The 18,542-nt window shown below is 71.2% G+C and carries 18 protein-coding genes and 1 pseudogene; 10 read left to right on the top strand and 9 right to left on the bottom strand.

Annotation, left to right across the window (positions count from 1 at the left end):
- Positions 1-60: 60 nt before the first annotated feature.
- The 8 genes and pseudogenes from PGH47_RS01580 to PGH47_RS01615 all read left to right on the top strand — a co-directional run bounded on the left by PGH47_RS01580 (position 61) and on the right by PGH47_RS01615 (position 6,971).
- Positions 61-1,020: a carbohydrate ABC transporter permease gene (locus PGH47_RS01580; RefSeq protein ID WP_271661847.1), complete on the top strand. Its 960-nt coding sequence runs from the start codon at positions 61-63 to the stop codon at positions 1,018-1,020.
- Complete coding sequence (locus PGH47_RS01585) at positions 1,017-1,904, top strand: carbohydrate ABC transporter permease (RefSeq protein ID WP_107909577.1); 888 nt, start codon at positions 1,017-1,019, stop codon at positions 1,902-1,904. The genes PGH47_RS01580 and PGH47_RS01585 overlap by 4 nt, the downstream gene beginning before the upstream one ends.
- Positions 1,901-2,893, top strand: coding sequence for a zinc-dependent alcohol dehydrogenase family protein (locus tag PGH47_RS01590; protein ID WP_271661848.1), 993 nt, complete (start codon positions 1,901-1,903; stop codon positions 2,891-2,893). Before PGH47_RS01585 ends, PGH47_RS01590 begins: the two co-directional genes overlap by 4 nt.
- Positions 2,894-3,451: 558 nt before the next feature.
- The gene (locus PGH47_RS01595) at positions 3,452-4,876 is read left to right on the top strand and encodes a Gfo/Idh/MocA family protein (RefSeq protein WP_271661849.1); all 1,425 of its coding nucleotides are present in this window, start codon (positions 3,452-3,454) and stop codon (positions 4,874-4,876) included.
- 96 nt (positions 4,877-4,972) lie between these two features.
- Positions 4,973-5,716, top strand: coding sequence for a class I SAM-dependent methyltransferase (locus PGH47_RS01600; protein WP_271661850.1), 744 nt, complete (start codon positions 4,973-4,975; stop codon positions 5,714-5,716).
- Positions 5,717-5,780: 64 nt separating this feature from the next.
- The gene (locus PGH47_RS01605; protein WP_271661851.1) at positions 5,781-6,503 is read left to right on the top strand and encodes a hypothetical protein; all 723 of its coding nucleotides are present in this window, start codon (positions 5,781-5,783) and stop codon (positions 6,501-6,503) included.
- 76 nt (positions 6,504-6,579) lie between these two features.
- A pseudogene (locus PGH47_RS01610) lies at positions 6,580-6,753 on the top strand (cytochrome P450); the annotation flags it as partial.
- Complete coding sequence (locus PGH47_RS01615) at positions 6,750-6,971, top strand: ferredoxin (RefSeq protein WP_271661852.1); 222 nt, start codon at positions 6,750-6,752, stop codon at positions 6,969-6,971. The pseudogene PGH47_RS01610 and the gene PGH47_RS01615, both read left to right, overlap by 4 nt.
- Before the next feature lie 10 nt (positions 6,972-6,981).
- Here the strand turns inward: PGH47_RS01615 and PGH47_RS01620 are convergent, their stop codons facing one another.
- From PGH47_RS01620 to PGH47_RS01660, 9 genes are all read right to left on the bottom strand, one after another.
- The gene (locus PGH47_RS01620) at positions 6,982-7,773 is read right to left on the bottom strand and encodes an endo alpha-1,4 polygalactosaminidase (RefSeq protein ID WP_271661853.1); all 792 of its coding nucleotides are present in this window, start codon (positions 7,771-7,773) and stop codon (positions 6,982-6,984) included.
- Positions 7,770-8,432, bottom strand: coding sequence for a spherulation-specific family 4 protein (locus tag PGH47_RS01625; RefSeq protein ID WP_271661854.1), 663 nt, complete (start codon positions 8,430-8,432; stop codon positions 7,770-7,772). The genes PGH47_RS01620 and PGH47_RS01625 overlap by 4 nt, the downstream gene beginning before the upstream one ends.
- Positions 8,429-9,334, bottom strand: coding sequence for an NAD-dependent epimerase/dehydratase family protein (locus tag PGH47_RS01630; protein ID WP_271661855.1), 906 nt, complete (start codon positions 9,332-9,334; stop codon positions 8,429-8,431). Before PGH47_RS01630 ends, PGH47_RS01625 begins: the two co-directional genes overlap by 4 nt.
- A gap of 8 nt (positions 9,335-9,342) precedes the next feature.
- Complete coding sequence (locus tag PGH47_RS01635; protein ID WP_107909586.1) at positions 9,343-10,056, bottom strand: nucleotidyltransferase family protein; 714 nt, start codon at positions 10,054-10,056, stop codon at positions 9,343-9,345.
- A 31-nt stretch (positions 10,057-10,087) separates the two neighbouring features.
- Positions 10,088-11,089 (bottom strand): GDP-mannose 4,6-dehydratase, encoded by a 1,002-nt coding sequence (locus tag PGH47_RS01640; protein WP_271661856.1) that lies wholly within the window; start codon positions 11,087-11,089, stop codon positions 10,088-10,090.
- A 181-nt stretch (positions 11,090-11,270) separates the two neighbouring features.
- On the bottom strand, positions 11,271-12,668 hold the full coding sequence (locus tag PGH47_RS01645; protein WP_271661857.1) for a hypothetical protein: 1,398 nt from the start codon (positions 12,666-12,668) through the stop codon (positions 11,271-11,273).
- Positions 12,665-14,176, bottom strand: coding sequence for a GT4 family glycosyltransferase PelF (pelF, locus tag PGH47_RS01650; RefSeq protein ID WP_271661858.1), 1,512 nt, complete (start codon positions 14,174-14,176; stop codon positions 12,665-12,667). The genes PGH47_RS01645 and pelF overlap by 4 nt, the downstream gene beginning before the upstream one ends.
- An 89-nt stretch (positions 14,177-14,265) precedes the next feature.
- A complete protein-coding gene (locus tag PGH47_RS01655; protein ID WP_271661859.1) occupies positions 14,266-14,559 on the bottom strand; it encodes a hypothetical protein in 294 nt (97 codons plus the stop codon).
- A 464-nt stretch (positions 14,560-15,023) separates the two neighbouring features.
- Positions 15,024-15,803: a TioE family transcriptional regulator gene (locus PGH47_RS01660; RefSeq protein ID WP_271661860.1), complete on the bottom strand. Its 780-nt coding sequence runs from the start codon at positions 15,801-15,803 to the stop codon at positions 15,024-15,026.
- A gap of 58 nt (positions 15,804-15,861) precedes the next feature.
- On the opposite strand from PGH47_RS01660, the gene PGH47_RS01665 reads away from it, so the two are divergent.
- The gene (locus tag PGH47_RS01665; RefSeq protein ID WP_271661861.1) at positions 15,862-17,064 is read left to right on the top strand and encodes an erythromycin esterase family protein; all 1,203 of its coding nucleotides are present in this window, start codon (positions 15,862-15,864) and stop codon (positions 17,062-17,064) included.
- A 132-nt stretch (positions 17,065-17,196) separates the two neighbouring features.
- Positions 17,197-18,474 (top strand): phospholipase D-like domain-containing protein, encoded by a 1,278-nt coding sequence (locus PGH47_RS01670; RefSeq protein WP_271661862.1) that lies wholly within the window; start codon positions 17,197-17,199, stop codon positions 18,472-18,474.
- Positions 18,475-18,542 lie beyond the last annotated feature (68 nt).

Here is an 18,542-nt window from a genome sequence, read left to right on the forward strand (position 1 = left end):
CTCGGCCGGCCGGGCCCGCCTTCTCCCGTCTCCCGGCCGTCACTGGCAGAGGAAACCGCCATGACCACGCTCACCGCACCCCCCAAGACCGCTCCACCGCCAAGCCGCCCGCGCCCGTCCGGCGGCGCCGGCAAGTGGAAGCGCCGCATCCCGCTGCTTCCGGCGCTGGTCTTCACCATCGTCGTCACCCAGCTGCCGTTCGTCGCCACGCTCGTCATCTCCACGCTCCAGTGGAACGTCCTCAAGCCGGGCGAGCGGCACTTCGTCGGCCTGTCCAACTTCAAGTTCGTCTTCACCGACGAGCGGCTGCGCACGGCGGTGCTCAACACCGTCGTACTCACCGCCTCGGTTGTCCTCATCAGTGTGCTCCTGGGCCTGGGCCTGGCCATGCTGCTCGACCGCCGGTTCATCGGCCGCGGTCTGGCGCGGACGCTGCTCATCGCGCCGTTCCTGGTCATGCCGGTCGCCGCCGCGCTGCTGTGGAAGCACGCCATCTACAACCCCGACTACGGCCTGCTCAACGGCACCCTCAACGCCGTGTACCGCTTCTTCGGCGCGGAGAACGGCCCCACGATCGACTGGGTGTCCTCCTACCCGATGCCCGCCGTCGTCCTCTCGCTGGTCTGGCAGTGGACGCCGTTCATGATGCTCATCATCCTGGCCGGCCTTCAGGCGCAGCCCGGTGACGTGCTGGAGGCAGCACGGGTCGACGGGGCGTCGGCCATGGCGACCTTCCGCTTCATCACGCTGCCGCATCTGCGCCAGTACCTCGAACTGGGCATCCTGCTCGGCACGATCTACGTCGTGCAGACGTTCGACGCGGTCTACACGATCACCCAGGGCGGCCCCGGCTCCCGGACCACCAACCTGCCGTACGAGATCTACCTGACCATGTTCCGCAAGTACGAGTACGGCCAGGCGGCCGCCGCCGGTGTGGTCGTCGTGCTCGGCTCGATCGTGATCGCGACCTTCGCGCTGCGCACCATCGCGTCGCTGTTCCGCGAGGAGGTGTCCCGATGACCACTCACGCGGCAGTCGCCGCGCCCGGCGCGAGACTCAAGAAGGCCCTTCGACGACGCGACGACCACGGCGGCACGCCCAGGCTGTCCCCACTGTGGACCTTCGTCGCCTGGCTCGCCACGCTGGCGTTCTTCGCGCCGGTGGCATGGATGGTGCTCACCTCCTTCCACCAGGAGGCGGACGCGGCGACCAACCCGCCGAGCCCGCTGGCGCCGGTCACCTTCGACCAGTACAAGCTGCTGTTCAGCCGCGACATCACGCCGTTCCTGCTGAACTCGACCATGGCCAGCGTCATCTCGACGCTCCTGGTGCTCGTCCTGGCGGTGCCGACGGCCTACGCGCTGTCCATCAAGCCGGTCCAGAAGTGGACCGACGTGATGTTCTTCTTCCTGTCCACCAAGTTCCTGCCCGCCATCGCGGCGCTGCTGCCGGTGTACCTGATCGTCAAGGACGCCGGGATGCTGGACAACGTGTGGACGCTGATCATCCTCTACACCGCCATGAATCTGCCGATCGCGGTGTGGATGATGCGCTCGTTCCTGGCCGAGGTGCCCAAGGAGATCCTCGAGGCCGCCGAGGTGGACGGCGCGGGTCTGCCCACCGTGCTGCTGCGGATCGTCGCGCCGGTCGCGATGCCCGGGCTCGCCGCGACCTCGCTGATCTGCTTCATCTTCAGCTGGAACGAGTTCATGTTCGCCGTCAATCTCACGGCGACCAACGCGTCGACCGCGCCGGTCTTCCTGGTCGGATTCATCACCAGCGAGGGCCTCTTCCTGGCCCGGCTGTGCGCCGCCGCGACGTTGGTCTCCCTGCCGGTGCTCATCGCCGGCTTCGCCGCCCAGGACAAGCTGGTCCGAGGGCTGTCCCTAGGAGCAGTCAAGTGAAAGCCGCTGTCATCGAAGCACCCGGCAAGGTCACCGTCACCACGGTGCCCGACCCCACCCCCGGGCCGCGCGAGGTCGTGGTCGACGTGGCGGCCTGCGGGCTCTGCGGGACCGATCTGCACATCCTCCAGGGCGAGTTCGCGCCGACCCTGCCGGTCGTGCCGGGCCACGAGTTCGCCGGGGAGGTCGTGGGCCTCGGCAGCGAGGTCACCGAACTCGCCCTCGGCGACCGGGTCGCCGTCGACCCCTCGCTCTACTGCCACGAGTGCCGCTACTGCCGGGTCGGCCGCAACAACCTGTGCGACCGGTGGCAGGCGATCGGTGTGACGGTGGCCGGCGGCGCCGCCGAGTACGCCGTCGCCCCCGTCGCCAACTGCGTACGGCTGCCCGACCATGTGAACGTCCAGGACGCGGCCCTGATCGAACCGCTGTCCTGCGCGGTCCGTGGCTACGACGTGCTCAACAGCAGGCTGGGCTCCCACGTGCTGATCTACGGCAGCGGCACGATGGGCCTGATGATGCTGGAGCTGGCCAAGCGCACCGGGGCCGCGTCGGTTGACGTCGTCGACGTCAACCCGGAGCGGCTGGCGACGGCGGAGAAGCTCGGCTGTTCTCAAGTGGGGCTCTCCGCCGATGAGTTGCGGCGGTCGGGTGGCGGCTGGGACGTGGTCGTGGACGCGACCGGGAACGCCGCCGCGATCCAGGACGGCCTGGAGCGGGTCGCCAAGGCGGGCACGTTCCTCCAGTTCGGGGTCTCCGACTATGCGACGAAGGCCACGATCTCGCCGTACCGGATCTACAACCAGGAGATCACGATCACCGGCTCGATGGCGGTGCTGCACAGCTACGAGCGCGCGGCGGAGCTGTTCGCCGCCGGGGTGCTCGATCCGCAGGTCTTCATCAGCCACCGGCTGCCGCTGACGGAGTATCCGCAGGCGCTGGAGCAGTTCGCCGCCGGCCAGGGCCGCAAGATCGTCGTCCTGCCCTGAGCCCCCGCCCGCACGTCGGCCCGTCGGCACGCCTTGCCGACGGGCCTGCTGGCATTTCAAGTCGCGGCGACAGCCCCGGGAGCGACATCGGCGAGGGCGACCATGAATTCCCCCTCGGGGCAACGCGATTCCCTTGGGGGATGCGAGATGGTGGCCGGCACTCGCGATGCGTGTCCTTTGAAGGCATCCGAAGGATCCGTGACGAGTTGACCCTCCCATTTCTTGTAGCGGCCACCCAATGGACCGAAACGCTACTCACCTTGAGGAATGCAAGACAGGGAACAGCAATTCTCGGCGAGTGGTTCCGCGGGCCGTGGGGGCCGTCGTGCAGCCGGGTGCGCACGGCCGCTGCCGCGTCGTCAGCCGACGGGCGTCCCCGCGCCTCGACCACCTCCCGGTGATGCTCGATACTGCTCGGAACAGCTCTCTATCGAGCACGTATTGACATGCGAGTGTCACAGCCCGCAGAGTCGTGCACCGACAGTCCCCGCGTCCCCCCACAGTCACGACAGTGCACCGGCAGTGATGCAAGCCACCCCACCGAGGAGTGTTGCCGTCATGTCCGAAACACCCGCTGTCTCACGCCGACTGCTCCTTGGCGGAGCCGTGGCCACCGGCGCGCTCGCGGCCGGGATGACCGCCGCGGCGCCGGCCGCGTCCGCCGCCACCGGACAGGTGCCCCGCCGCCGTCCCGGACAGAAGTCGATGATCGGCGTGCCCTTCGAGGTCCACAGAACCGTCCGCGTCGCCGTCATCGGCCTCGGCAACCGCGGCAGCGGCATGGTCATGAGCTGGGCGGCCGTACCCGGCTGCACCGTGACCGCCGTCTGCGACATCCGCGCCGACCGGGCGACCCGCGCCGCCGACCGGCTGGTGAGCAAGGGCGAGCCCCGCCCCGCCGAGTACGGCGGCTCGGCCGACTCCTACGCCCGGATGCTCCGGCGCGACGACATCGACCTGGTGTACGTCGCCACGCCCTGGGAGTTCCACTACGAGCACGGCAGAGCGGCGTTGCTCAGCGGCAGGCACGCCGTCGTGGAGCTCCCGATCGCGACCGAACTGCGCGAGCTGTGGGACCTGGTCGACACCTCCGAGCGCACCCGCAAGCACCTGCTCCTCGCCGAGAACTGCAACTACGGCCGCAACGAACTGGCCATGCTGCGGATGGCGCACGCAGGTGTGTTCGGAGAGATCACCAACGGCCACGGCGGCTACCTCCACGACCTGCGTGAACTCCTCTTCTCCGACACGTACTACACCGACTCCTGGCGACGGCTGTGGCACACCCGCAGCACCGCGTCCTTCTACCCCATGCACGGGCTGGCCCCGATCGCGGCGGCCATGGACGTCAACCGCGGCGACCGCATGGCCACCCTGCGCGCGACAGCGACCGCGCCGAAGGGGCTCGCCGACTACCGCGAGCGCCGCATCCCCCGGGACCATCCGTCCTGGAAGGAGACGTACATCAACGGCGACCTGGTCACCTGCCTGATCGAGACCGAGAAGGGCAGGGTCATCCGGGCCGAGCACGACGTGAGTTCACCGCGGCCGTACAGCAGGATCAACACGCTCGCCGGCAGCCGCGGGATCGTCGAGGACTACACCGGGCCCTCCCCGACCGGCGCGCGCGTCTATCTCGAACCGGACCACGCAGGGCACACCTGGCGCGACTTCGCCGACTACCAGAAGGAGTACGACCACTGGCTGTGGCGGAAGGTCGGTGACGACGCCGCGAACAACGGCGGCCACGGCGGCATGGACTACGTCCTGCAATGGCGCACCGTCCAGCTGCTGCGCGCCGGGCTGGTGCCCGACATCGACGTGTACGACTCGGCCGCCTGGTGCTCGGCGGTCCCGCTCAGCGCGGCGTCCCTCGCGCGGGACGGCCGCCCGGTCGAGATCCCGGACTTCACGCGCGGGGCCTGGGCGGCCAAGCGGCCCGGTCTCGACTCCACCCCGGCCGACATGCCGCCCGTCGGCTGAGCGGCCGACCGCGCCTCGCGGCGCGGCACAGCGCCGGGTCGGGGTGCGGCCCCGGCGGCCCACCCCGATCGACGGCTTCGTCTCATACTCGGAGCCATGGCCATCTACGACACGCTCGGAACGACGTACGGCCGGACCCGGCAGCCGGATCCGCGGATCGCCGCGCAGATCCACGCGGCGCTCGGCGAGGCCGCGGACGTGATCAACGTGGGGGCGGGCACCGGCTCCTACGAACCGTCGCAGACCGTTCTGGCCGTCGAGCCCAGCCACGTCATGCTGGGCCAGCGCCCACCTGGAGCCGCACCGGCCGTGTGCGCGGTCGCCGAGCAACTGCCGTTGCGTGACAACGCCGCTGACACCGTGATGGCGTTGCTGACCGTCCATCACTGGAGCGACCTCGGAGCCGGTATCGCCGAGCTACGCCGGGTCGCGCGCCGCCGTGTCGTCGTCCTGACCTGGGATCAGCAGGTCTTCCGCGAGCGGTTCTGGCTCGTGCGCGACTACCTTCCCCAGGCCGCCGCCTTCGACGACGCCCGCGCCGTCCCGACCGACCGGCTGACGGCTCTGCTCGGCGGGGCGCGTCAGGTGCCCGTCGACGTCCCGCACGACTGCACGGACGGGTTCGGCGCGGCGTTCTGGCGCCGCCCGCACGCCTATCTCGACGCACAGGTGCGCGCCGGAATCTCCATGCTCGCCCAGACCGGGGAGGACGCCCTCGCACCCGGCCTGGCCACCCTCGCCGAGGACCTCGCGACCGGCCGTTGGCACGACCGGTACGCCGACCTGCTCGCCCTCGACTCCATCGACGTCGGCTATCGCCTCCTGGTCGCCGACGCCTGACACGGTCACCCCGGTGCGGTCGGCCGGCGCCGGCACGGTCCTCGGGTGTGATGAGGTGGGGATCATGACGACGAGTGACGCGATCGTCGTGCCCGAGCTGTACGTCGGCTACCCGGAGGTGGCCTTCGGGGGCTATATCGCCGGGGTGTTGGCGGAGCGGTCAGGGGCGCGGACGGTTCGGGTGGACTTCCGTGGGCCGGTGCCGGTCGAGGTGCCCGTGCGGATCGCCGAAACGACCGACGAGGGTGTGGAGTTGGGCGAGGCCGAGCGGCCCCTCGCCGCCGCGCGGCCCGCCGACTTGCCGCTCGAGGTGCCGGCCGCGCCGTCCTGGGACGAGGCGGACGCGGCGGCCGAGAGGTTCCGGGCGGCGCCGCCGTCGGGTGTGGTCGACTGCTTCGGCTGCGGTCTGCGCAGCGCCGACCGCGGTCTGCGGGTGCACGGCACTCCGGTGCCGGATCTCGGCCTGGTGGCCTCCGCCTGGACGCCGTCCCACGCCTTCGCCGACGCGGACGGACTGCTCCCGACCCAGCTGGTCTGGGGTGCGCTGGACTGCCCGGGACACTGGGCGGGCCGCTTCCTCGGCACGCTGCGCGCGGGCGCGGTCACCGCGTCCCTGACGGGCACGGTTCTGCGTCCGGTCGTCGCGGGTGAGCCGCACATCTCGTACGCCTGGCTGGTGTCGGAGTCCGGCCGCAAGCACACGATGGGCGTGGCACTGGCCACGGCGGAGGGCGAGCTCTGCGGCGTCTCCGAGGCGCTGTGGATCGACCCCAAGACGGCTGCCTGAGGCCGCTGTTGCTTCCGGCCTCCCGGCTGACCGTCATGGTCGGCCGGTCGAGGGGCCCACCGCGACCCAGGAGTACCTCGCTCAACAGCTGGCGCGAGTCGAGATGCGGGTCGCGTTCCGCGCGCTCCTCGACCGGTTCCCCACCTTGCGCCTTGCCGTGCCGGCCGAGGAGGTCGCTATGCGCCCGGAAACCGCGGACATCTACGGGGTGAAGAGCCTCCCGGTCACGTGGGACCGGGAGGGCTCATGAACGCGGCGCGGGTGAGCGTCGACCGTGGGCGGTGCATCGGCGCCGGGATGTGCGCCCTGACCGCCCCCGAGGTCTTCGGCCAGGACGTGGACGACGGCCGGGTGCTCCTGCTGCAAGCCGAGCCGACGGCCGCTCACCGCGCGGCCGCGCGCATGGCCGCCGGGGTCTGCCCGTCCGGGGCGATCACCCTTGACGAGCCGGAATCCGACGCCTCTTGACACCCGGGCGTCAGCACGGCTTCCGCCAGGCGTCCAGCTCCAGTCTCTTCAGCATCGACGACAGACGCAGCTTGCGGGAGGTCCGGCAGAAGCGGGACGTGGGCACGGCGTACTCCACGTGGAAGACCGCCTTGTCCCCGGCGGTGAACGGTTCGAGCAGCTCGCACTCGTCGTACTGGGCGCACTCCTCGTTCACCGCGAAGTCGAAGTCGCCGACCAGTCGGGGGATTTGAGCCAGGTCGTTCTTGAGGCCCACGGCGAGTCCGCGTTCGTGTGCGATCTCGGCGATCATGCGGTTGTAGCGGAGCTGGTCGTGGGCGGTGAGGTGGAAGCCGGTGTCGTTGGCGTAGCCCTCGACCAGGTCCGGTTCCACGGCGTCGAAGCCCTTGTCCCGGCACATGTCGAAGCGTCGTTCCATGAGTGGGCGCAGGATCGCCAACCGGCGGATGTCCAGCCAGCGTTCGCCGCGCCACCCGTTGGGCCGGCCGAGGACGGAGCGGGGGAAGTCGTCTCGATCGGGGCGGAAGTCCTCCCAGGCGCCGACGTTGATGTAGCAGATCACCTTGCGACCGTCCCTGTGCAGGCGCGCGACGTCGTCGGCGCTGCTCTCGAATCCGTCGATGTCGTAGACGGGCACCTCGACGGACGGGTCGAGCGTGCCGCTCAGTTGCCACTGCCACGCCGTTCCGGGGCGTGGCTGCCAACGCGCGCCGTTGGCAGCGACCTTGCCGGGGGTGGGTCCCTCGGAGCATGCGGTCAGGGCGAGCAGCACGGCCGCAACGGCCGAGACCGCCCGCCTCACCGGTCCGCCTCCGCCAGCGCGGGCGTCAGCCGCGACCAGGGGTTGGGCAGGTCCCCCGTCACCGGCCCGCACACACCCGCGCCCCGCTCCCCCGCCGTCCGCACGGCGAGCGGCACGAGGGGTTCCGGGACACCGTGGACCAGGTGGCACAGCCGCTCGGCGGGCAACCGCTCGGTCCAGGCGGGGCGGCTGAAGTCCGACACGTAACTCGACCAGGGCCCTTCGAAGGTGACCGTCAGATCGGCGAGCCGGGCGTACCCGGGCGCGGGGTGGACTCCCGGGTTGAGGACCACCGTCGAGGCGCCGAGCCCGCGGGCGGAGCGGACCAGGCGACGGCAGCCAGGCAGTGCCCGCGGGGCCGCCGGAGCCTGGTCCAGGAAGCATCCGTCGACGGCGTACCACTCCTGGTGCCGGCGCAGTTCCTCCGTGATCCGTGCCGGGTCGCGGACGCCGTAGTCCATGTCGAGGTAGCCCAGCACCCGGGCTCCCGCCGCGCGCAGTGCCTCGGCGGCCGTGGCGAACGCCGGGTCCGGAGCCTCGCCCGGCCCGTTCGCCGGGTTGAGTACGACGGCGTAGGTGCGGGTGGCGCAGGTGATGAGCCGGTGCCAGGCGCCCGGGTCCTCGGCCGGGTGCACGTACAGCGGGATCAGCAGGCTCACCGCGCGGGTACCCCCTCGGCGGCCCAGAGCGCTGCCGCCGACGCGTCGAGGGTGTGGGTCGGCGTCCAGCCGAGGGTGTCACGGGCGGCGGTGACGTCCGAGCACTGCCACGACACCTGCGCGGACCGGGCGGATCCGCCGGACCCCGCCTCGATGATCCGGCCTCGGAAACCGGCCGCCTCCGCCATTAGGCGCACGAGATCGCGGACCGGGCGGGCGTCGCCGCCGCCGCCGATGTTCAGCACGGGCGGCAGCGGACCGGCGGCCGTGACCGCCAGTCGGGCCGCCCGTGCCACGTCGCGGGCGTCCACGAAGTCGCGGTGGGCGGACAGGTCACCGAGCCGCAGTTCAGCGTCCGGGTCGTGTCCGGCGTCGGCGAGCAGACGGGCGACCCGGCCGGGCAGCCCGGTGGGCGGGGCCCCCGCGCCCACCGGATTCCCCACCCTGAGCACCGTCGCGTCCAGCCCGGACGCGGTGACCGCCACCGTGCCGGCCAGCTTGGTCGCGCCGTACGGGCCGGCCGGCCGGGTCGCGGCCGACTCCGTGACCCGCACACCGGGTTCGGTGGGCCCGTACTCGGCGGCCGAGCCCAGATGGACCAGGCGTGCTCCCGGCGCCGCCACCCTCAAGGCCGCGCACAGCACGGCGGGGCCGCGGGCGTTCACCTCCGCGAGGGTGACGGCGTCGCCGCCGGTCGCGCCCGCGCAGTTGACGACGGCGTCGGGCGCGGCCTCGGCCAGCAGGGCCGCGAGGTCCTGCTGGCGGTCGGTGGCGAGGTCCACGGTGATGTCGGCGGCGTGCGAGCGGCCGGCGACGAGGACACGCACCTCCGGCAGGGCACGCAGGTGCCCGGCGACGTGTGCGCCCAGGTAGCCGGTGTTGCCGAGTACGAGGATGTGCATGGTTCTCCTCAGGCCCCCTTGAGCAGGAGCGACTTGCGGCTGGTGAACTCCGCGTTGGCCCGGTCGTAGTCGTCGGGACGGCCGATGTCGAGCCAGTACCCGTCGAACTCGTAGGCGTGCGGGGGCCGTTCGGCGGCGAGCAGGTCCATCACCAGCTCGTCGAAGCCGAGCGGGAGTCCGGGGGTGTAGTGGTCGAGGGTGGTCCGCGAGACGCCGTAGACGCCCATGGAGACCCGGTAGTCGATGCTGGGCTTCTCGGTGAAGGCGACCACCCGGCTGGCGTCGGTGGTCAGCACCCCGAAGTCGATGTGCACCTTGCGGGCGTACGTGGCGATGGTCAGGGGCGTGCCGGACGCCTCGTGCGTGCGCAGCACGTCGGCGTAGTCGAGGTCGGTGAGGACGTCGCCGTTCATGACGAGGAAGTGCTCGGGCAGCCGGTCGCGCAGGTTCAGCAGCGGACCCATGGTGCCCAGCGGGCTGTCCTCGGTGGCGTAGTCGACGCTCAGGCCCCACTGGGTCCCGTCGCCGACGTAGGCGCGGATGATCTCGCCCAGATGCCCGATGGCGATGGTGCAGCGGGTGAAGCCGGACGTGGACAGCTGACGCAGCACGATCTCCAGGATCGCGTGCTGGTCGCCGATGGGGACCAGTGGCTTGGGCAGCGCGGTCGTGTACGGCCGCAGCCTCACACCCTTCCCGCCGGCCAGGATCACTGCGTGCATGGCATACCTCCTGCGGTACGTGCCGGTCGGGTCAGATGTTGTAGATGCCGGTCTTGTAGCGGGCCAGGTTGGCCGGGTCGGTGAACCACCGCGCGGTGCGCGCGAGCCCTTCCTCCAGCGTGCCGCCGGGCCGCCAGCCGGTCGCCGTGGTCAGCCGGGTGGCGTCGGCGACGAGCCGCATCACCTCGGAGGCCGCGGGCCTCATTCGCGCGGAGTCCTCGCGGACGTCGAGCGGGGCGTCCATGACCTTGCCGATCAGGGCGACCAGGTCACCGACGGAGATCTCGCCTCCGGTCCCGGCATTGAAGGTGCGGCCCACCACCCGGTCCGCGGGCGCGGTACCGACGGCGAGGAACGCCCTCGCGGTGTCCTCGACGAAGGTGAAGTCCCGGGTGGGGCGCAGGTCGCCGAGCGTGATGGTGCGCTGCCCGGCCGCCACCTGGCCGATCACGGTGGGGATCACCGCGCGCATCGACTGGCGCGGGCCGAAGGTGTTGAACGGCCGCAGCGTCACCACGGGCGTACCGAAGCTGGCGTGATAGCTGTCGGCCAGCCGGTCGCCGCCCGCCTTCGAAGCGGCGTACGGCGACTGCGTGTTGATGGGGTGGTCCTCGGTGATCGGCACGGTCTGTGCGGTGCCGTACGTCTCGCTGGTGGAGGTGTGCACCAGGCGCGGGATCTCCAGCGCGCGCACCGCTTCCAGGATGTTGAGCGTGCCGGTGACGTTGGTGTCCACGTAGCTGTGCGGAGCCTGGTAGGAGTACGGGATCGCGATGAGCGCGGCGAGGTGGTAGGCGCAGTCGGCGCCGTCGAGCAGGCCGCGCACCGAGCCCGGGTCACGTACGTCGCCGAGGACGATCTCCACCTGGTCCAGGACGTCGTCGGGCAGGGTCTCCAGCCACCCGTAGGAGGAGAACGAGTTGTACTGGGCCATGGCCCTGACGCGGTGGCCGGAGGCGACGAGCGCCTCGGTGAGATGCGAGCCGATGAAGCCTTCGGCTCCGGTGACGGCGGCGAGCGGCGCGGAGGTCAACTCTTGGTCCTTTCGTAGGTGTTGACAGGGCGGAGACCCGGCACCGAGCGGTGCCGGTCCGCGGTCCCATCGGGGTCGTGGGCGTGGTCGGACAGCCGAACGGGTGTGGCCCGTCCGGAGGTCACTCCTGTGGTCAGGCGTGCCAGTGGGGCTTGTGGCCCGTTCGAGGGTGTTCGCGGGGTCAGGCGTGCGGGGAGGGCCGGCCGAGGCGGTGTATCGCGCAGGCCGTGAGGCAGACGGCGGTGACGGCGCAGGCGGCGGGCAGTACGGCCGGTTGTGGTGGCAGGTCCGGCAGGGTCACGGCTGCTGCCGCGGCGGCGGCGAGGCAGAGCACGGCGGGTGGCCAGGCCACTCCGAACGCCTGGAGCAGCAGGGCGGTCCACAGCACGGCTGCGAGCAGCAGCGGTGTGGCCGGGTCGGAGCCGGTGAGCAGGGCGGCCGGCAGTAAAAGCAGCAGGTAGGCGGACAGGCACAGGCCGAGGACCGCGGCCGAGCGCAGCATGAACCCGACCGGGGTCGCGCTGGCCCGCAGTGCTGCGACCGACCAGCCGCGGTAGCGGTACAGCAACCACTCGGCGGGGCCCATGCTGAGGGTCAGGGCGATCACCATGTACGGCTGCCTGCGCCCCTCCAGCATGACGAGCACCGCGGCGGCCAGTCCGAACAGGCCGTACGGCAGGGACGCGAGCAGTCTCGGCCGCGCGGCGTCGGACACAGCCGGGCCGGAGCGGCCCGCTCTCAGGACGAGGCAGGCGGCCAGCAATGTGGCCAGGAGTGCCAACAGGGGCAGCCCGGCGCGCAGTTGCGGCCCCGGCTCCCACCAGGGCAGGGCCACGGCACCGGCGATCAGTGGGCTGAGCGCGGCCAGCAGCAGCCGTTCCCGGGCCAGGACCAGCAGCACACTCGCCGCCGCCAGGTACAGGGACTGGGCGGCCGCCGCCCCGACAGCCAGCGCGCTGTCGGCGGGCAGCACGGCGAGCGAGGTGGCGACCGCGGCACCCAGCAGGGACCCGGACAGCAGGGTGCCGGACGCCTCGCGCCGTCCCGCCACCAGCCGCAGGTGCGCGCGGTGGCCGAGCGCCTGCCCCCACGCCCAGGAGGCGATGCCCGCCACGATCAGCACGGGAGCGTGCCGGACGAGCGGCCACAGCGGTGCGGTGAGCAGGTAGGCCAGGGCGGGCAGCGCGAACAGGGCGCCGCGCAGCAGGCAGCGCAGGGTGTCGGGCCGCCAGAGGTCGGTCGCCGGCGGCGGCTCGGGGTACGTCCGCGGCACCCTCTCGTACAGCGCGGTCGCCAGCGAGAAGAGGTTCGGATGCCCGTACCGTTCCTTGATCATCGAGGCGGACAGGCCCTCCGCCTCCAGCAGTGCCGCCACCTCGTAGGGATGGACGGCGGGCGCTATGGAGTCGGCGAGCCCGGCGGCCAGCGTGCTGACCGCCTCCTCCTCGGGCCCTCGCCCGGGCAGCCGTTTCGCGGGCATGGCGTCGTCCGGGGCCCGGCGGGGGCGGGGTGCGGCCAGCCGCAGCGCAAGCGTGTCCGCCTCGACGCCACCGGGCTCGAGGGACAGGGGACCGCTCATCCGGTCAGTCTCCCCGTGCCGCTGACCGCCGGGGACGACAGCACGACTCTGGCAGCCGACTCGGGCCTTGGTATGGCGAGTTCGTGGTAGATGGCGCGGAACGTGTCGATGGTCTGGCGCAGGGTGAACTGTTCGATCACCCGGAGCCGTGCCGCCTCCCCCATGGCGCGGCGCCGCTCGGAATCGCCCAGCAGCGCCAGCGCGGCGGCGGCCATGGCGGCGGGGTCGCGCGGCGGCACCACGAGCCCGGTGTCGCCGACGGCCTCGCGCACGCCGCCCACGTCGGTGGATACGGTCGCCCGGCCGCACGACATGGCCTCGATCAGCGTGAACGGGAAGCCTTCGCTGATGCTCGACAGCATCACCACGTTCCCCGCCGCGTAGGCGTCCTTGATGTCGTCGACGCGCCCCTCGAAGGTCACGGCGTCCCCGTGCCCCAGCTCGGCGGCCAGGGCCTCGCAGCGTTCCCGGTACGCCTCGCCGCCCCGAGGGGTGCCTCCGAACAACCGCAGCCGTACGTCGGGGAGTTGCTGCCGGACGAGGGCGAAGGCGCGGATCAGGGTCTCCAGGTCCTTGATCGGGTCGACCCGCCCGGCCCAGCTCAGCGTGAGCGCCTCCGGCTCGGGTCCGGCCGGTGGGAACGCGGCGGGGTCGACGCCGTTGTAGACGGTGCGGATGGACTCCGGGTCGGCGCCGCCCTGTTCCTCCCACAGCCGGTTGTAGCGGTTGCCGGGGGTGATCAGAGCCGCTTGGCGATAACTCTCCTCCGCCAGCAGCCGGAAGAAGCCGAGCACCAGCGCCTTCACCGGCCAGCGGTACGGCGCGGTGCGATAGCCGAGGTAGCGCTCGCGCAGGTAGACGCCGTGCTCGGTGAGGAGGAGCGGAACCTCGTACCGCTCCCGTGCCGCGAGCCCCGGCAGGACTGCGACGCCGCCGCTGACGGCATGCGCGACGCCGTCCTGTGGTGGCGGCGCGGCCAGTGGACGCAGGGCGTGTTCGAGCAGGGCGGTGGCGGTGAGCGCGTCGTGCAGCGTCGGCCGCGCCTCACGCACCGCCAGCCCGGGGCGCCTCCATACGGCGGTAAGGATCGCTATAGCCGTGTGGCCCCGCAGGAAAGGGCTCAGCTCGTCGGCCGCCGCGGCGCGTGCCAGGGCGTACAGGGCGGGTGCGAAGCCGCCCTCGGCGCCGGGGTCCACGAGCGCGGTCAGGAACCGCTCGTAGACGTCGGCGAGTTGCCTGCGCGACCGGCCGCGCGGTGGGCGGCCCCCGGGAGCGGCGCCCCACATGGGGACCGACAGGACGCTGCGGACATGGTCGGGAAGGTCCCACACGGTGGGTTCCCGTCCGGTGCCGGTGACGGCGACGACGTCGAACTCGATGTCGGACATACCGGTGACGAGCTGATCGCACCAGACGCTCACACCCCCGTGACTGTGCGGGTAGGTGCCTTCGGTGAGCAGGGTGACGCGCGCGGCGGCATTGCGTGGCGCGCCGTGATGAACGTGCATTGATGTGCTCCACGGCCGAGGTGTGGGGAGGGATGCAGGACCCGACGCGCCGAAAAGGGCGGCCAGGACCTCGCTGCCGGTACGTCCGGTCAGCTCCCCTCGGGAGAGGCGGGCTCGGCCCCGCCCTCGGGCACACGGGCGTCCGGTGCCGGGTCGCCGGCCGGTGCGGAAGAGCCCGCGGCGGCGGCCGTGGAGGATGCCGCGGACTGCGGCAGGGTGAAGGTGAGCGCTGTGGCGGCCGGGGTCCACCAGGGGGTCCACCCGGACACGGAGCGGTCGGATCGGGTCAGGTCTATCCGGGCATACGGCGGTCCGTCGGCGTCCGGTTCGGCGGCTATGAGCGCGTCCGTCGTCAGCAAAGTGGTGCGTAAGGTCCGCTTCATGCGGTGCTGTTCCCTCCCCGGGCAGGGGTGAGCACTGCTCCGTCGAGCGGACGCACCCCCACGCGTGACGCCGGCTTCCCCCTCAGAGACCGGTCGTCGACGCATTCGTCGCGTCAAATAGTGATGTATCCGTGGAACTTTCGTGTACTTGCAGCGGAACCTGACGCAAAAGCGCAGGTGCGTCGGGACGGCTGAATCCCGCTCGACCGTGTGCTCGACGATGGATCACGAACGCCCGCAGGCATCGCCTCGGACTCAGCCGCCCAGGCGAGAGCCGGAAGCACCGTTTCACCGGACTGCCGGGCTCCGCCGATGCGACTGCCAATGGTTTGGACCGGTCGAATCGTGGGCCAAAGGGCCTGTTTCAAGTCAGCCGGACTCCCGCTCATCAGCCGCACTCCCGGGCGACAGTCGCACTCCCGAGCGTCAGCCGCGCTCTCGGTCGTCAGTCGCACTCCCGGTCGTCAGTCGCACTCCCGCAAGTACGCTTCCAGCTCCGCGGCCCCGGTCAGCATCGCCCGTCCGCGGGCGGACAGCCGGTCGTGCCAGTCCGACAGCGCGGCCTCCAGCGGCTCCAGACCTCCTGCCGCCCGCACCTGGGTGATCAGCGGGGCGATGTGCTCCAACAGGTAGCCGCCCCGCCGGAGTTGATGAGCCAGCCGGGCGTCCCGTACATCCGCCTCGTCATAGACCCGGTACCCCGTCCGCGGGTCGCGGCGCGGGCGGACCAGCCCGGCGCGCTCCCATTTGCGCAGCGTCGCCGGCCGGATCCCCAGCGCCTCCGCCAGGGGACCGATGAAGGTGCCGCCCGGCGCGGGCACCGCGGCCGGATCAGCCCCGGAAACCGCGGCCCGATCGCCCCCGGACACGGCACCGGATTCGGGCGCCGCCCGGGGCGCCAGGTCGCGCAAGGCGCTCTCCACCGCCTGAAGGGTGCGCCGGTCTTCGAGCAGTTGGACATGGCTCTCGTCGATGAGCTGGAAAGCCTCATCGACGCGCCCCTCATTCACGGCCCGCATGATCGACGTCGCCGTTCGATGGCCGTACCCGGGCACCAGGGCGAGGAACGCGCGCAGAGCCCTCGCGTGGAGCGAGGTGTAGGTCCGGTAGCCGTGGGGCGTGCGCGCGGCGGCCGGAAGGATGCCGGCCTCCTCGTAGTTCCTGACCGCCTGCGTGGACAGACCGTGTCCGCGCGCCAGATCGACCGGCCGGAGCCGACTACTCGTTTGAAGGTTTTGCCCCATGAGTCCGACGATATCGCGGCAAAGTTTCAAACGAAGGTTCAACGATACCGTTGAAGGCATGGCGACTGACATCAAGGACACCGCCCATTCGGTCGACGCTGCCTCCGTGATGAGGCTCGTCCCGACCCGCCCCCGGCTGCTCGCCCTGGGCGAGCCCACTCACGGCGAGGACGCTCTGCTCGAACTGCGCAACGACCTCTTCCGGCAGTTGGTCGAACAGGAGGGCTACCGGACGATCGCGATCGAGAGCGACTGTCTGATGGGGCTGCTCGTGGACGACTACGTCACCTCGGGCAACGGCAGTCTCGACGACACCATGGCGCAGGGCATCAGCCACGACTGGGGCGCCTTCGCGGGCAACCGTGAGCTCGTGCGCTGGATGCGTGACTACAACGACGGCCGCCCCGCGTCCGAGCAGCTCCGCTTCGCCGGCTTCGACGGCCCGCTGGAGATCACGGCGGCAGCGAGCCCCAGGCAGGCCCTCACCGCACTCCACTGCTACCTCTCCGCCCGGGTGGACACGAACCTGCTGCCCTGCACCGCGGACACACTCGACCGCCTGCTCGGCGCCGACGACCGGTGGACCGAGCCCGCCGCGATGATGGACCCCTCCCGGTCCACCGGGCGATCGGCGGAGGCCGGTGAGCTGCGCGTGCTCGCCGACGATCTGGCGGCACTGCTGGCGGAGCAGATGCCGCACCTGCTCGCGGAGTCCACGGCGGAGGAATGGGAACGGGCCCGCCTGTACGCCCGCACCGCGACCGGTCTGTTGCGCTACCACCACTGGATGGCCGACACCTCGCCGGCCCGGCTGACCCGGCTGGTGAGCGTGCGGGATCAGATCATGGCCCGGAACCTCCTCGCCCTCGCCGACCGTGGCCCCGTGTTCGTCCACGCCCACAACGGCCACCTCCAGCGGGAGAAGAGCTCGATGCGGATGGGCGGAGACCGGCTGGAGTGGTGGAGCGCCGGCGCGCTGGTGAACGCCCGACTCGGCGCGGACTACGCCTTCGTGGCCACGGCCCTCGGCACGATCCGACACCGCGGGGTCGGCACTCCCCCGCCGGACACCATGGAAGGGATGCTCTACGCCCTCCCGCAGCAGAACTCCGTGATCGACCCTGCCCAGTTGGCCACCACCCTCGGCGACACATCGCCCGCGCCCCGTGTATCCCCCTGGTTCGGGTACGCCGCCCTCGACCCGGCCCACCTGAGCGCCATCGACGGGATCGTGTTCGTCAAGGACGTCACCAGGAGCTAGCACGCACCGCACGAGGGCGCTCTCTGCGCGGGAGGGAGCCCCGCCGGATCCGGTGCGTGGCCCTGTGCGCCGTCCGTGTGAATTTGACGCACGATCAGACAGTCGCGGTTTGCGGCACGGAAAGCACGATCAGTGATCTTCCTGCCCGCGCGTGCCACGTCCCTCGCCGTCGCCACTGTCCTGTCCCTGCTCACCGCGCTTCTCATCGGCGGCGCCACGCCGGCCGCCGCCCTGACCAAGCCGGTAGTCAACGGGCCCGTGTTCAACGACCCGCTGGGCACGGCGGCGCAGCAGAAGGCGATCTTCACTCAGCTGGTCCGACTGATCGAGGCGACGCCGGCCGGGGCGCAGATCCGCGGTGCGATGCACGAGTTCGTGGATCAAGAGGTCGCGAACGCGCTGATCGCCGCCCACCGGCGCGGCGTCGACGTCAGACTCGTCGTGGACGACTCGACCTACGTCGGTCCCGACGGCGCCGAGTTCGCGAACGCGGCCTTCCGGTCCCTCAGGTCCGCGCTCGGGACCAATACGGACGCCCGGTCCTGGATCGTCGTCTGCGACGACCGGTTCGAGGACGCCGACGGCGTGGACGACGTCCAGCGCGGCTGCCTGGCCGTGGCGCCGCCCCAACCGGCGTACAACCACAACAAGTTCTTCCTGTTCTCGCGGATCGGGCCCTTCGACGACGGCACCAGCCATTCGAGGGTCGTGTTCCAGACCTCGTCGAACCTCTCCGACTGGTACAAGGTCGAGTCCTTCAACGACGCCGTCACCTTCACGGACACCACGGTCTACAACGGCTACGCCTCCTACCACGACCGGCTCCGGCGCGGGCGCACGCTCGCACGCGGCGACAACAACGCCTACGCCTCCACACCGACCGGCTCGACCTACCGCGGCTACTTCTTCCCGCGCGGTGACGCGTCGTACAACAACCCGGCCACGGACACCGTCGTCAACGTGCTCGACGAGGTCACGTGTGCCTACACCGGTGCGGACGGGCTGCAGCACCGGACCGCCATCCGGATCGTGACGCACAGCTTCTTCGGCTCGCGCCGCCAGGTCGCCGACAAACTGGCGCAGCTGCGCGGCCGGGGTTGCTGGATCGACATCGTCTACGGCGACAGCGACTCCGCGATCACCAGCCGGCTGAACGCCGCGGGCATCCAGCACCGCAGATGCCGTATTCCCAACGGACCCGGCATCGACGTACGTCCGCACAACAAGCAGATGCTGATCGACGGCGACTTCAACGGCGCCACCACCCCGCGCGTGTACACGGGGAGCGCCAACCTCACCGGGTCGTCGCTGCGCTCGGCCGACGAGGCGATCGTGCGGATCACCAGTGCGTCGTACCACGCCCGGTATCTGAGCACCTTCTACAAGATCCGCTCCGCCTGTGGCGGATGACGTGCCGACAGTTCCGTCACTCGCATGCTGCGGCGTGTCACCTACGTCAAACACGTCCAAATATTAAT

It is taken from the genome of Streptomyces sp. HUAS 31, assembly GCF_028198125.1.
Classification (GTDB): Bacteria; Actinomycetota; Actinomycetes; order Streptomycetales; family Streptomycetaceae; genus Streptomyces; species Streptomyces chartreusis.